The sequence below is a fragment of the Peribacillus sp. NPDC097264 genome, assembly GCF_050277925.1.
GTDB lineage: Bacteria > Bacillota > Bacilli > Bacillales > DSM-1321 > Peribacillus.
The window spans coordinates 216,441-232,027 of the sequence record NZ_JBNNSR010000005.1; the positions used below are offsets into that span (position 1 = coordinate 216,441).

Annotated in this window: 10 protein-coding genes and 1 pseudogene; 2 read left to right on the plus strand and 9 right to left on the minus strand. The window is 37.6% G+C overall.

Annotation, left to right across the window (positions count from 1 at the left end; translation table 11 throughout):
- Window positions 1–164: 164 nt before the first annotated feature.
- Entirely contained in the window at window positions 165–1,397 is a 1,233-nt protein-coding gene (locus ACQKL0_RS09835) for a Zn-dependent hydrolase (protein ID WP_403080098.1), read from the minus strand.
- A 282-nt stretch (window positions 1,398–1,679) separates the two neighbouring features.
- On the opposite strand from ACQKL0_RS09835, the gene ACQKL0_RS09840 reads away from it, so the two are divergent.
- Window positions 1,680–2,399, plus strand: a complete 720-nt coding sequence (locus ACQKL0_RS09840; protein WP_427687260.1) for a MerR family transcriptional regulator — start codon at window positions 1,680–1,682, stop codon at window positions 2,397–2,399.
- Here ACQKL0_RS09840 and ACQKL0_RS09845 read toward each other — a convergent pair.
- The gene (locus tag ACQKL0_RS09845; protein WP_427687262.1) at window positions 2,394–4,415 is read right to left on the minus strand and encodes a HelD family protein; all 2,022 of its coding nucleotides are present in this window, start codon (window positions 4,413–4,415) and stop codon (window positions 2,394–2,396) included. The genes ACQKL0_RS09840 and ACQKL0_RS09845 overlap by 6 nt on opposite strands.
- A gap of 271 nt (window positions 4,416–4,686) precedes the next feature.
- Window positions 4,687–5,571, minus strand: coding sequence for a hypothetical protein (locus tag ACQKL0_RS09850; RefSeq protein WP_427687264.1), 885 nt, complete (start codon window positions 5,569–5,571; stop codon window positions 4,687–4,689).
- A 188-nt stretch (window positions 5,572–5,759) separates the two neighbouring features.
- Between ACQKL0_RS09850 and ACQKL0_RS09855 the strand changes: the two genes are divergently transcribed.
- Complete coding sequence (locus ACQKL0_RS09855; protein ID WP_427687266.1) at window positions 5,760–6,491, plus strand: hypothetical protein; 732 nt, start codon at window positions 5,760–5,762, stop codon at window positions 6,489–6,491.
- A gap of 133 nt (window positions 6,492–6,624) precedes the next feature.
- Here the strand turns inward: ACQKL0_RS09855 and ACQKL0_RS09860 are convergent.
- From ACQKL0_RS09860 to ACQKL0_RS09885, 6 genes and pseudogenes are all read right to left on the minus strand, one after another.
- Window positions 6,625–6,892 (minus strand): annotated as a pseudogene (locus ACQKL0_RS09860) (HU family DNA-binding protein).
- A 141-nt stretch (window positions 6,893–7,033) separates the two neighbouring features.
- Window positions 7,034–7,930 carry a peptidylprolyl isomerase gene (locus ACQKL0_RS09865; protein ID WP_427687268.1) on the minus strand — a complete coding sequence of 299 codons (897 nt, stop codon included), beginning with the start codon at window positions 7,928–7,930 and terminating at the stop codon, window positions 7,034–7,036.
- Between the two features lie 350 nt (window positions 7,931–8,280).
- A complete protein-coding gene (locus tag ACQKL0_RS09870) occupies window positions 8,281–8,868 on the minus strand; it encodes a TasA family protein (RefSeq protein WP_427687270.1) in 588 nt (195 codons plus the stop codon).
- 538 nt (window positions 8,869–9,406) lie between these two features.
- Window positions 9,407–11,689, minus strand: coding sequence for a M6 family metalloprotease domain-containing protein (locus ACQKL0_RS09875; RefSeq protein ID WP_407407311.1), 2,283 nt, complete (start codon window positions 11,687–11,689; stop codon window positions 9,407–9,409).
- Window positions 11,690–12,780: 1,091 nt separating this feature from the next.
- Window positions 12,781–14,058, minus strand: coding sequence for an MFS transporter (locus ACQKL0_RS09880; protein WP_427687272.1), 1,278 nt, complete (start codon window positions 14,056–14,058; stop codon window positions 12,781–12,783).
- 42 nt (window positions 14,059–14,100) lie between these two features.
- Window positions 14,101–15,576 carry an aldehyde dehydrogenase family protein gene (locus ACQKL0_RS09885; protein WP_427687274.1) on the minus strand — a complete coding sequence of 492 codons (1,476 nt, stop codon included), beginning with the start codon at window positions 15,574–15,576 and terminating at the stop codon, window positions 14,101–14,103.
- Window positions 15,577–15,587: the final 11 nt, after the last annotated feature.

Below are 15,587 nucleotides of genomic sequence, written 5' to 3' on the forward strand. Positions count from 1 at the left end.
TATAGAATTCCGACCCTTCATTTAGCTAAATCCGGAAGGCTCCATTATCTTTAGAAATACATTTCACCAACATGGTAAGTTGCAATAAAAAAAGGCATGATTTCATATGAAATCTGCCCTTTTAGGAAACCACGTAATATATTAGTAGTGTTTTTTCAATCTGCCTATTTAGCTTGTATCGCAAGGACTGTTTCTAAGATGACATTCACACCTTTTTCACAATCTTCCCAAGATGTCAGTTCGTTTTCGCAGTGGCTTTTTCCGTTGACACTTGGAACGAAAACCATCGCGGTAGGGATATAGCTTGCGATGAATTGTGCATCATGCCCAGCTCCACTTACCATTCTTTTGTAGGAATACCCCAATGAATTAGTAGATTGCTCTAATAAATCGCAAAGTGACTCATCAAACCAAACCGTATCGCGTCCCCATAGCTTTGTGGCAGTGACTTCACACCCATCATTTGAGCCTGACTGTATTAGCCCTTTTATAATTTCTTCTACACGCTCAATAACCTGTTGATCCTTATGTCTCGCTTCTAATGTAAAAACTACTTTATTCGGAATGACTGTATGAATATTAGGATGCACATTTACCCGCCCTATGGTAAAAACTAAATCTTCATCAAGAAGATTTAACTTTTGAATGGCTTCTGTGACAAGACTATTTGTCGTAAAGAAGGCATCTTTTCTCATATTCATAGGAGTGGTTCCAGCATGGTCTGATTCGCCAGTCACTTCTATTTCGTAGCAGACCATTCCAAGAACACATTCCACTACACCAATCTTCAAAGCTTCTCTTTCAAGGATAGGTCCTTGCTCAATATGTAATTCTAAAAAGGCTGTGGCCTCTTTTAGGCGGGACTCAATGTCTCCTGCATACCCAATCGAGTTCAGGGCATCTTCGAAAGTAATTCCATCACTATCGTTTTTTTGTATCATCGTAGTTTTTTCAAATTTCCCCGAAAGGACCCCGGAGGCCATCATCGAAGGCTCGAATCTTGCTCCTTCTTCATTTGTAAAATTGACGATCGTGATTGGAACATTTGGTTTGATATCATTATCTACTAAGGTACGAACCACTTCCAACCCAGCAGCCACCCCTAGGATTCCATCAAAGCGCCCACCTTTTTTCACGGTATCCATATGTGAACCCATGACGATTGGCGGTTTATTCTCCAAACCTTCTAATGTAGCGTATATATTACCCATATCATCAACTTTAATCGACATTCCTAATTCTTCACAACAAGAGCAAAAGTAATCTCTGACTAAACGGTCTTCTTCAGTCAACGAAAGGCGGGTGACTCCATTATTTTCAGTACGTCCGAAATCTGCAAATTTTTCAAGTGAGTCACTTAACCTCTTACCATTTATCAGTAGTTTTTGCTTTTTCATAGAGCACTACTCCCTTCGAATACTTACTAAAAAACATCATGACTTTCTATAAAACTTAATTTTCGGATTATTCTTTTTATTATACTTGCATAGACTGTTACATTCATTAGACAAAAAGTTAATTCTTTGGACCGTTTTTTATACCTTTTATCTATTTTCAATTACTACTATCTAAAACAACAAAAAACACTACCAACAATTGTTTTTTACTAAGGGATATGAAATGTTGTTGTATTTTTAAAAGTTAACTATAATGGAAAAGCTAAAGGAAGGAGTGATTTAATGCGAACAAATGAATTAGCAAAAAAAGTGAAAGTTCACCCTAACACTGTAAGGCTTTATGAGGATTGGGGGTTTATTTCTTCAGTTCCCAGAGAAGCAAATACATACAGGAGATATTCAAACATCCATCTAATTCAAATGCAAATCGCTCGCTATGCTTTTCGACAAGAATTCATTCAAAATAACCTGCGCAAACAAGCTACCCGAATTGTCCGATTAAGTGGTAGTGAGCTGTTTAGCGAGGCATTAATAGAATCAAATAAATATCTGCAATTTTTAGAAGCGGAGTATTCTTATACTTGTCGTGCTGTACAAATAGTTGAAAAGATTTTAACGAAGGTAGTAGTCCATACTGAGACATACACTCATAGAGAAGTAGCAAATAATCTGCAATTAACGGAAGAAACCCTTAGGAATTGGGAAAGAAATGGCTTATTTACGGTAAAACGAAATTCCCAAAACCGACGTCAATATTCAGAGCGTGATATTCAGAAACTATTAATTATTCGTACGCTTCGTACTGCTCATTTTTCCATTGCAGCCATACGTCATTTAATAGAAGGTATTGAAGAGGTGCAAACCGCACGGGATATTCAATCCCTTTTAAATTCACCAAAGTTTGCTGATGAATTTTTACATGTTACAGATGAACTTGAGATAAATTTAAAAAATGCGATGAAAGACGTAAAGTCAATCATCGCATTATTAGAGGACTTATAATAAAGGAGACGGATTTACTTCGTCTTTTAAAATGGTTAGTTCATGCATTGCTCTTGTCGTTGAAATATAGAGTAACCCACGATCGAATTCATTCCGATAATTCGTGCCATTTACGAATGGCACTATTACCGAGTCAAATTCAAGTCCCTTTGCATATTGGATTGTTGTTAAAATAATCCCCTTTTCAAATTTTTCTGTATGAGCATCTACTAGGTGAATCGGCAAATGGTTTACATGTTCTTTTAACAAAACAAGTTCTGATTCCGTTTTACAAATGATGGCTGTAGATTTGAAATCATTTTTAATAAATCCAAGCAATCTCAAAATCATTTCATTCAATGTTTTATAGGGGATTTCTTTTGGTTCCTCTCCGTGACGAGCGATTGGATGAATTGTCGAATTCCGCATGAATTTTTTCGCATACATTGCGATTTCATAAGATGACCTGTAACTAGTCGTTAGTTCAACATATTCTAGGTTTGAAAAAATTTGCTCAAAACCTTCTTTTGAAATTGTTTCGTATGGTAGAAGTGCCTGACTAAAATCACCAATAATCGTACGTTTACACTCAAATACTTTTTCGAGTAGTGCATATTGAATGGGTGTATAATCTTGCATCTCGTCTAGGACAAAATGCTGTATCATATCAAATATCTTTGTACCCTCAAAGTAAAGCTGACAATAAAGATAGGGATATACATCGGTAAATTCAAAGTGCCGCTTTTTGAAATAGAATGTTTCTTCACTGAATTCCGACATAAATGCTTTATAAATATCGATTGCGGAGTTAATAAGTAGCCGTTTTTTTAATCGTTTTACGATTTCGTTTTTACTGGGTAGTTTTAGTTCACCTTGGCGCTTCGTCTTGAGAACATTCATTACATCATCAGCTATCATCTCTAAGCGAATAAGTACGGGTTCTTTTGCATATTTGCTGAAACGATTCTGCAAATATTCTGTTGTGAATTCATAATCAGCAACCGAAAGGGTACCATTTATAAATAAGGTTGAGTTCAATCTTTGTAAAAAAGCATTTAACTGTTCTACAAAAGCATAAGTTGATTTGATCGAAGCTCTTATTGCATAGTCACTTTTGGGATCTGCTAAAATATCTTTTACCTCTTGTTCAAACGATACGTAAGTTAAGTGGTTAGGAAGTAACTGTTCCGTTAACTCATCTATAGTAAAGGAACGGATTGGCTGCTCGCCAAGTTCCGGTAGGACTGAAGATATATAATCACCGAAAACTTTGTTAGGGGATAGTATAAAAATTCGATTTGCTTGTAGTGTATCTCGAAATTTGTATAAAAGGTACGCAATACGATGCAGAGCAACTGCCGTTTTCCCCGATCCCGCGACACCTTGTATGATGACATTATAGGCAGAATCATTACGGACAATTTTATTTTGTTCCCGTTGAATTGAGGTCACTATAGTTTTCATTTTATCATTCGCATGCTCACTTAAAGTCTTTTGTAACACAGCATCTTGAATTGTTAATGAGCTTTCAACCATATACTCAATTTTGGAATTTTCGATTTTGAATTGCCTTTTCGAAACAATTTCACCGTCAAAATGATTTTCTTTTGCCTCATAATAAGCTTTTCCTATTTCAAATTCATAGTACATATTACAAACTGGAGCACGCCAATCATAGATGAGATTATTACTGGCTTCATCACTAAATCCAAAACGGCCTATATAAAATGATTCCACTTCATCTGGTTCATCGCCTTCATAAACAAAATTAAATCGACCAAAGTATGGGGAATCGATTAGTTTCTCTAGTTGCTCTCGTTCGGTAACTTGAGCAAAACCCCGTCGGTCAATCATATTTAACGTTTGGCTATAATCATATATCTCAAATTTATCGATTTCACTTTTGTAATCAATCATATATTTTTGTAACTCTTTATAGGAGTGGTCTTGTTTTGTAATATCTTTTGAAACTTGTTCATAAGCTTCCTTTAGCTTTTCTATAGTATGTTCGAAATATGTTAATTCTCGTGAGTCCATCATCATCGTCCTCCTTTTTACCAGTAATCACTAGTTTAACGATTCAAACTTCGCTGGTGTGTATATGGAGGGTTTAAAAAGTTTATGAAAAATCTTACAAATAATATATTTCCTATTTTGAATGTGGCAGATAACTAGTAAGGTTTTTCAAAAATAAAGAGATCCCTTCTATTCGATTTCTAGTAGAAAGGATCTCTCTTTATATGAAAGTAGGATTTTGATTTTTTTGATGCAGGTCTGTGCTAATATCCTTATTGTCCTCTGATGTTCCTTAAACTTGTTTCACTTTTCCCAATAGCCCGATTGATAAATATTGCTTATTTTCATCGAAATCCCATAACCAATGGCGCAAGGAAAAATCTTGCCGATCCACTTTACTCATATAATGCTGGATGGCAATTAATGCGGCCCCATACCCGACATTGGAAGCTAATGAAAAAATGGCGTTTATTCCTTGATTGGTAGTCTCAATGTATTCTGGTTCCATCTTCAAGATATCGGACCAGGTTATGTAGAACCCATTTCCAGTACAACACTTGAAGGCTACATCCTGCAAATTAAGCACAACCTGATCTCTTACATCCAAAAATCCATCTTTTATTCTTACTAAATCCAACTGTTCATAGTGGTGTTTATTCTTTTCAAGAGTATCTAATGCCCAATTATAAAATAATTGAGTATAAATGGCCGATGTTGCGAATATGTCAAATTGGCCAATATAATCATTGAATTCATTATGAACGATTTCTGATAACTTACCCTTCATATTCAATACGTATTGAATAATGTCTTCAGTCTTTTCACCATGCTCCAACATGGAAGTCAGTGTTTGTTCGAAATTTATTTTATCCAATCCGGTCACATCCATTGCAACTAACTGAATTTTATTGCGAGTACTTTCTGAAAAGTTCTTGATTCCATTTACCATGCTTTCTTTATCTATATCGAATAAATAAATCGAATTACATTTTGTTGATAGATGATTTAAATCCAGATCATCACAATTGCCCGCTCCAATAATTCCTATTTTATTTACAAAAGCTTGTTTGGAAAAAACGGTATCAAATAATTCTGTTACCCGTTCACGATGTTTTCCCCATTTAATCCTTCTATATTCGTCACGATTATGATTCAAATCCCTTTGGAAGGCTTCCAAGACTTAACACTCCTTTATGTACAACTGATTAAACTATTGTATCAAAAGACTGCTCTAATGTAGAGATTCTCAGCAACAAGGAAATGGTATTTTTCCAAGAGATAAATCAGTAAATTTGGATATCTTTTTGTATATCTAAAACATTAGAATATAATGGAAATAAGAGAATGGATAATAGGGGGCATATCGTGAGTAAGACAAAAAAGATTTTATTGATTTTACTTGTAATTTTTCTATTTATATTAGCCGGAGTAGTCATCCTGATGTATTCCTTCACACAAGGTATGAAGGGTGATCCTGACGAAGAAAAGAAAGTCCGGGTGCAAGCGGAACAATATCTAGTGGAAAATTTTAAAGAAAAAACGTATGTATACGACGTGTTATACGATAACATGGGTAACTTTGATGAGTTTGAATACGCCGCTAAAGTTAGAGAGGAAAAGTATGGTACAGAATTTCTTGTGTATTCTAACGTGCATACTGGAAAAATGGAGGATTCCTTTATTTCCAATAAATGGAGAGGTGATTCAGAAAAAGAAATAAAGCCCTATATCGAAGAAAAAATTGGGGATGTAAAGTCATCAGTGGAAATGAAAGAAATTACTGATAGTAACAATTATGAAGAAATCCAGGCTAAAATAGGGGATTCTAGTGAATTAGTTGTCCTTTTTGATAGGGAGATTGGAAGAGAATTAGATATTGACCCGAATCATCCAAAAAGTTATAAAGAGTATGATGTTGCACCATCTATCCTTCTTACAATTCACCGTAAAAAACAAGATTCAGATGAAAATGATTTTAACAGTATTATTCAATCCATTAAAACCGACCGCGCTCTTGTTCGAGGTGAACTCATCGTGAATTACGTCAGCACTGATGGAGTGGCATTAGAAGATGACGAATGGCGAAAAACGTTTTAATTAATCTATCTATGGAATGCTAATATGGGTCCTGTTCAAAATTTCAGGGGGCTGTCCTATAAGTACCTAAAATAACACGAAAAAAACCCCCTTGATACATAGAGTCCCAAGACGATTTTAAACAAGTATAAATTTATTTAAGAGCTTCCTTTAATTCTTTATCTGCTTAAATGCTGGGACTTTAGAATCCGCAATTTGTAGTTTTTCTCCTGTTTGCGGATTCCTCCCCATTCATGCTACACGGTTACGCACTTCAAATGTACCAATCCAACTAACTGGATTTTCTCCTCTTTCGCATGTAGTAGAAATCTGTTCAAGTATTCTTCTACCATCTTTTTAGCATCATCTATTGTTGGTTCTGCTGGTGTCGCTACAGTATTTACTAGATCAGTTTTGTTCAATTGTAACAATCCTCTTATTAGACTCTTATAACAAAAAATACAACCATTTCATAACAACTATACGCCCGTCAGTTATGGAATAGTTCAATAACATGCATTATGTAAACTGAAGTGAAAAAATTATAGTTGAACATTTTAACCTTAATGGGACATATTTGGTTCTTTTGATTCTACATTCTTAAATACATCTTTAAATACATCTTCTTTTATCTCAATTTCTTTATTCAAATTGTTTAATACCTCTTGTATCGGTTTTGCGTCTTTTTCCATAAGTGTTTGTTTAATTTGGTCTTCCACTTCACTTAATGGTTTCTCCTTTCTATCTGTTACCTTAATTATGTGATAACCAAATAGTGTCTTGACTGGCTCACTCACTTCACCTTTTTTTAATTTCATAGCCGCAGCAAGAAAAGTCGGATCCAATTCCTGGCTTCGACCGGAAAGATAACCCAAATCTCCGCCTTGTGATGCAGACACCTTGTCTGTCGATTGTTTTTTTGCTAATTCAGTAAAGTCATTTCCTTTTTTGAGTTCTTCATCTACTATTTTAGCATCTGACTCATTTTTCACGAGAATATGGCTAGTTCTCACCTTTGTATATTGATCTTTATTTTGTTCATAGTAATCTTTTATTTGTTTATCCGAGACTTTTAACCCTTCTGTTGTTGCTTTTAAGAAATAAAGTGATTGTTCGATATAATCCTTTAGTTCATTTTCATTATTAAATCCTTGTTTTTGTAGAAATATTGTAAATTCATCTTTATCACCGACTTGTTCTTTAATCTCTGTTAATCGATGATTCACTTCATTATCAGATACCTCATATTTACCTTTCAATATTTGCATATAAACCAATTCCTGAACCAATTCCTTTCCCCGTTCGGTATTTACCACTTCCTTATATAAATCATCTTTGGAGATATTTCCACTTTTCGTTTTAATAAGTATATCGTTATCATTGACAGAGGTTAAAGACGAACAGGCACCAAGTAAACATAACAATGATAAAATAGATAAAATTGTGATTTTATTCCTCAATTATCTTCACTCCTACTTTTGATAACTTTCCAAAGTCATTGTCGCTGACTGATCAGACTTGAGTTTACCCATCAAATAAAAAGCTTAATAAGCTTTAAAATGCCTCCGATATTTTACTGGGTATTGTAAAAACGTAACTTTATAGGGCAAAGTTCAAGCAGCAAATAAATGCCAATTTGGTTTCTCAATTCTAAACTTTCTTAAATGAGACGGGACAGTTCTCCAACTGTCCCATCCATTCTATTGGTTTTTTCCTATGAATCTCATAAATGCGAAAATCTATAATTAAGTTTGATAGAGAAGTGTCCCAATCAAAATAAATAAACAGCCATGACACCGCTTTTTTTATCTTATAGGTCTCTACCTTTGCCTTGTGTGGCGTTAAAAGTCCATGATAGTTTAAGTTTATCCCCTTGGAATTGATTTTGATCTCCCTCGTTATCAATGAAATTGAACTTCACTACTAAATCATGTTCATCGCCCACCTTAAGGATGCCACCATCAAGAGCTTCGTTAAATATCTTTTCTGACACCGCTTTTGGGCTCATACCCTTTAGCTTATCCAATGTTGTTTTGTAAATGATTTCATTATATTGGTCCATATTGTACAGAAATTCCACTTCAATATACTTGCCAAAATCCTCCGTGTTATCCCCTTTGGTATCAACCACGGAATACTGGGTACCCAACGTCACGTCTTTGATATCTAGTGTCCCGTCATTATGCAGTTCAAAAACACGCGTCATCGAGTCTCCAGGAGCGATGTTGCTGATATCAATAATCTTTGTGGGTTGCACAGATAAATCGAGTGTCCCCGCCGCAAACGTACCGCTCGCATCTGCACTGTCACTAAAGTACGCGAAAGTTCCCCCCCCAATTAAAGATATCCCCATTATTCCTGACATAATTCCCATACCTAACTTCTTTTTCAATTCCATATTTACTCCTCCTTAAACTTTTTCCCCTTTTTTAGGGGTTTTATTTTTGAACGGCTATTAAGTTGTAGTTTTATAACCGAATCTAATTGATATTGTTCCTTCGCTATCTTCTTTACTTCCAATTCCCCTTAAGATCTACCAAATGGTAAAACCTGCATTAAGAATAACAACACCCCCAGTAGAATAAGCAGTAAAGCGCTAGTCTCACTTGAATTGATAAAGTGACTGATATAACCAGTATAAGGAATTGTAACCCCTGTATAGATACCCACCATATATTGGGGAATCCGGTGCATTGTTGTGATCGCCCTTTGTTATGTATTGCGTCCCCCCGCCCCTTAACAATCCGATGGGTAATCAGGATTCCGTCACTTGTTTTATAAGTAACGACCTCCCCTTTTTTAACATGGGTTTGTACACTAACCGGCTTTTCTCTTCAATAATTTGCCACCTTCACGTTTTAAAAGTTTTTGAGTTTGTTACCCCCTATGCCGGGCCGCCCCCGGCACAGAAGGCATATCCTGACATGTAATCTAACCTACTGCCAGACCTCAATCATTGCATCGGCATTCGCTTTCAAACTGTTATACGCTTTCGCGGAGATCACATTCGTATTTTTTTGATGATCCAACAGCACTTTAAAACCAATCATTTGTTTGACAACCTTATCCGCAGATCCTGATTTTTCAAATTGGTCAACGCCCGCCAAATGAAGTTTCAAAGCTTGCGCTGCACCTGCTTTAAAGGCTCCCTCTTTGGCAAAGCTATCAATAATAGAACTTAGACCGGTTGCGCTAAGATTGCTTGCCAAAAGATTCGTATCGGTAATACTTTGATTAGGATCTGTCTCTGAAGTAGCCGTAAAGGCAAGGGTGGCCGGGGCAGTCTTGCCCTTCGGAATTTTCACGTATACCGGTACATTGACGGTTGCTCCAGGCTCCACAGCCACTACGTTTTTATCAAGTTGAACTGTCCAATCATTACCTGCAGAGGCGTTGACACGAATAAGATCCTTTGCCTCGCCGGTGTTAGTGACTTTAAAATTATATACTGCCACTTTGTCCTGGACGGCAGGCTTTATAGTTCCAGCGCTTACATTTACCCCGCGTTTATAGGCACCTGCACCATCCGTGTTACGGATGGCAACTTGATAACGAACTACGCCATCATTGTCTTTATGATTCCCTAAAATATAGAAATGAAGTTTGTTGTATGGATCGTTATACTCACTGACAATAGTATCTTTATCAATTGAACCATCGAACTTTCCTGCAACTAAACTTGCCCCACTCCCAGCTTTAAATAAAGCATCAAGAGTTTGACGGGGGTCCCCTTTGCCAACCATTGCTGTTGTGCCGTCAGGTCTTGTAAAATCTTTCAGATTGATATCCTCAGGATGTGAATCAACTACCCAAATATTCGGAGCAGTCTCCGCATTTTTTGTCTTGGCTATCAATACACCGGAGTCTGCTGCAAAGGAATCCGTGCCAAATCGGTCTACAACTTCAAGGGTATAGTTATCGTACAATCTATTGTTTAGAATATCATTACGCCAGTCACCGGCAAGGTAATCTGTAGGTGTTAAATCTTTCATGCTGATGTTGATACCGTAGAGTCCGGTCCGGCCAAATTCACTGCCAATTGGTGCTTGACGCGCGATAATATCTGCAAATACTGGTCCAGATTCTTTTAATTCATCACGGTTTATCTGCAAGACTTCATCTTCTTCAATAAATCCCTGCTTCATCTTATTACGAAGCATATGCGCTGCTGGTAAAGAAGCACCAAGAGTAGAAGGAATCATCCAGCGAGTATGTGTTCCACCGGGACCATTAAATGATCCACGGCTCATTGTTTCCCAATAACCCGAATAGGTTCTAGGGTCAAGAGCTGCATTATTATAGTTGTCGCCAAGGCCCCGGATATGACCAAATTCGTGAGCAAATGTGCCCATTCCATCACTTTCACCTTGAGTAGAAACACGAATCCTTTTCCCATTAATCGTTGCACTAGATGCAGCCGACCATATCGTTTTAGCTGCATAATAAGAAGTCCATGGTACATAACGAGTTTTTGCCCAGTTTGGCATGTTTTCAAATCCAGGTAAATCCGGTGGACCAAATGCATCAGGCACCGATTCTGGATTCAGGAACATCATTTCGCCGAGTTCCTGCCATACAGTTGACTCATCATAGCCGGCATGAACGATGAATGCAAAGTCATATTCTTCTCCCAAAGCGGCTATATCGGCGGCAGCGGCATTTATGCCATCCTGAAAAAGGTTTCCGCTTGTATAGTTACTTGGGAGTGTATTAGAGTTATGACTGCTTTCTAGCCCATATTGAAATTCATTTTTATCCAAACGGTATGGACCAAATGATTCAAGGGTTACGCCCCATTTTCCATTAGAGTTTTCTTTCCAAAAGCTATCTATTGTCTGGTAGTTGTTGAGTTTGCTAGGAACATTCAAGAAATTTTTCCACCACTCCCCTAGTTCTTCACGAGGAACAGCAGCCACTTGTGGGTTACCGACAAGTTCTGAGCCCTTAGGTTTTGTCAAGATAAAATCCTGATCCGGAAAGTCGACCAAAATCAAGGCCCCTTTAAGTTCTGTTTCCGGTTTAATATCGGTGTTATTCCAGTCAATACCCGGAATTGGATTATAATCATTCCACATCATATCCTCCGGATTCACCCATGACTGTGGGTCCACTGGGTCTGGCATTTTATCCAGCCCTGGCTCCACAGCAAAAGCGGCTGTTGAAGACATTGCAAGCAATAATGTGGTCGTTATTACTGTAATCTTATTTCTAAGTTTCAAATAAATTCTCCTCCTAAAATGGCCTACTTTATATGTAGGCTTATCTTTTCAAAGATTACCTGATGATGAACTCATGTCGTTCGTGTTATTAGCCCATTAATCGCCTCCTATTCACAACTTAAGGACATACTTGGTTATCTACCCCATCAAAGTCAGAAACCATAATCATTAATCGGACAATCACATGCAAAAGAAGCCATAATACTAATTTGGAAAGTTAAAAGAGAAGAATCTTGTAATGGAAGTTTTGTGTTGTGGAAAAATTTATGAGTTCTAAAAAAATATTCATAGATTCTCTGAATGGGGTAGTGTTAATTATAAGTATCTCACAATTAACAGAATATTAAAACTATTAAAATACTTTTACCAAAAAGCGTTTAATAAAAATGGGTTAAAAATGATAGTTAACTATCCATGTGTTATAGAAGTGTTTTTTTATGAAGATCTCTTTCCTTAATAAGCCTAGGTGTAAGCTTACTGTTTATTACCTGTTATATTTCAAATGTATGTAATAATAAAAACTTGCTTAGGTAATGCATGTTGGCATGTGTATCGCACTTTTAGTCACAACCAAGATATAGGGGGAAAATCGAATTATTTAGAAGGAAGTCCAGATAGATAGATTGGTGCTTAACTTTTTACATAAATGAGGAACAGATATTTATCATTGTGATTTTCTTTGAGGAGCCTTAAGATTTCCAAGTGAGTTTGAGTGTTTCTTAATCATTTATATTTTATTACTTTATTGCCTGTTCATTATTTCCCTCAACTCTCAACCCCATTTTGTTGATGCATAAAAATGGTAAACTCTCTTAGAGTAACTATATATGTATAAACAACGAAAATCCCTATAACGTTTATAGAGTGGCCTTATGGGATGGAAGATTTTAAAAAAAGCATGAAGCACATGATAAAACCGAATGGGGCCGTCTAAGTCCTTTTCGAGTAAAATAATGGAAAAGTGAGGAGGTGGAAATGTTGTTAAACGTTTCTACCTCCTCACTTTTTGTTCAATTTGGGCTAAATCACCCCTCAGCCTAATTTTACTGATTATTCAGTTTTATAGTGATGAAAAAGCTCAAAACTACCCCTTATGATATGATTTCTTTATTTGACTCCATTGTAAATTTATCTTTTGTTTTCCCTTTCATGCTGTTAGCAACTAGCACGCAAATCATACTGAAGATAAATAAACCAAGAAAGAAAATCCATGCAACACGGTAGCTTTCAGTGAGATCATAGATTAAGCCGGAAACAATGACACCTAAGGAACCTGCTGCAACAAAGAAGACTTGTACGACTCCAAAAATTGCTCCGAAATCCTTGTTACCAAAAATATCGTTTGTCATGAATGGAGGTCCTAATGTCGAGATAACGACACTGAATCCAAAAGCAATCGCAAATAAGTACGCGAAAGCAGGGCCTTTTGCCAACAGGAGGGATAACATAGCAATAGTCATACATATCCCTACATAGATAGCTCCTCCAGCGGTACCGAACTTATCCAATACAGTACCTAAAATCAATTTCCCCACTGTGTTTGCGAGGGAAAGCAGGCCAAAAATCGTACCGGCAAAGATGGCGGGATGACCAATATCTATTAAATAAGCGGGAATATGCATCTGTACACCCCCTGCTACCAATGCAAAACAAACGATTCCTAGTACAAAAATCCAAAACATTACTGTCTTCTTGGCTTCGCCCATCATTAAGCCGCTCTTCGCTGTCTCTATTTTCTCAGTTGACTCCATTTTATCGGCACCAAGTGGGGCTAGTCCTTTTTCGGAAGGACTTTTCTTGGCAAATAGTAAAACAAACGGCAATGTTAAGACAATGAGAAGTATTCCCGCTATAACATAGGCCGTTCTCCATCCGTAGTTTGTGATGATGGTAGTTAATACAGGACTAAGCACCGCAGCGCCTATTCCTGATCCTGCAAAAGCAAAACCCATGGCCTTTCCCTTTTTCTCATAAAACCAGTTCGTTACCATAATGGAAATGGGAATATTTGAAAAACCCGCGACACAGATACCTATCATAAAGCCAACAATACAAAAGTATAGAGCTGAATTGGCTAATGAGTATGACATGAATCCCAAGCCCGCCACCACTACACAAATGGACATGATCAATCTCATATTACCCTTAGCCAGTAGCTTTCCCATAAAGGGGGAAGCTACTGCCACGCCAAGACCAGCTATGGAAAGAGCAATTGAAAAAGTGGTTCTACTTATTCCTAAATCTTCAGTAACAGAAACCATAAATAAGCTGTGTAAAGAATTTATTATAGAGTAAGCGGCAAACATTATAAAGAACCCACATAATACAACATACCAACCATAGAATACGCCTTTAGCTCCTTGCTCCATACATTACCGCCTTTCTCCAACCACTTCAATTACCTTCGAAGATTAACCGATATCAATATAACATGTTTTCTCACGAGTGAATTCCATAATAGAATCCACACCGTATCCACTACTTTTTTGTCCACCGAAAGGCAACTCAGGACCTACTGTCCGGTATGTATTGACCCAGACATTTCCTGACTCCAATTTCCGAATCATTCGGTGTGCCCGGTTCAAGTTGGTCGTCCAAACGCCTGCTCCTAAACCGAATTCAGTATCATTGGCCATAGCAATCGCTTCATCTTCCGTATCAAAAGGGATGACGGTCGCCACCGGACCGAATATTTCCTCCTGGCAAATTCGAAGGGTGTTCCTATCCACCCTGATTAATGTAGGCTCAATCCAGTAACCTTCCGCTAAATGTGGCATATCCGGCAATAGATCCTTTCCTCCGTGGCGACCGCCGATGATAATTTCTCTCCCTTCTTTTTTACCTAATTCTATATACGAGCACACTTTTTCATATTGTATGGCATTAGCAATTGGCCCCATGGCGCTTTCAGGATGCATCGGATCTCCTAGTTGGATATACTCGGTGATCACTTCTTTCATTTTGGTCACCATTTCATCAATAATCGATCTTTGAATAAGGATCCTGGAACCACCTACACATAGTTGGCCTGCATTCCCAGTGAAAATCCCATTGAGTGTAACACCTTGTGCAGCTTTTTCAAGATCGGCATCCTCAAAGACGATGTTTGCTGATTTTCCTCCAAGTTCAAACGTCATAGGCTTTGGATTTTTAGCCGTTGATTGAGCAATTGCCCTGGCCGTTGTCCCGGATCCAGTTAGGCTGACTCTATTCACGTTAGGATGACTGACCAATGTATTACCTACTTCCACTCCATCCCCTGAAACAACATTCAGAGTACCAGGCGGAAGAACCTCATTAATTAACTCACCGTACCTTAATGACGCGACAGAGGCCAGTTCAGATGGTTTGATTATGACGGTATTCCCAGCAGCAAGGGCATAAGCTGCTTTAACGGTAAAAGTAAAAAGAGGGGAGTTCCATGGAAGTATTCCTACAACTACCCCATAAGGTTCCCGTAGTGTATATCCAACACTCGATGAGCCCAACTGTACAGTATCTCCTTTACTTCCTACAGCTGTCGCTCCTGCTGCATCGTACCAGTAACTTGCTAAACTCGGAATGAGTCCGTAACTCGTTTCCCTAATGACCCACCCATTATCTCTAGTCTCTAACTCCGAAAGTTCTTTACCATGTTGGACAATCAGATCACCAATTTTCCTCAAATAGTTTGCCCGCTCCATAGCTGGTAGGGTAGACCAGCCCTTAAAAGCACGCCTTGCTGCCCTTACTGCCGATTCGGCATCTTCGACTGTACTGTTAGGAATAGTGGCCCATACCTTTCCCGTAGATGGATTGATACTTTCTATTTGTCTTCCGGAAGAAGATTGAATTAATTTCCCGTTGATCATGTTTTGAAAATCCCTAATTTCATTTGCTATTTTCAAAGTTCAACTCC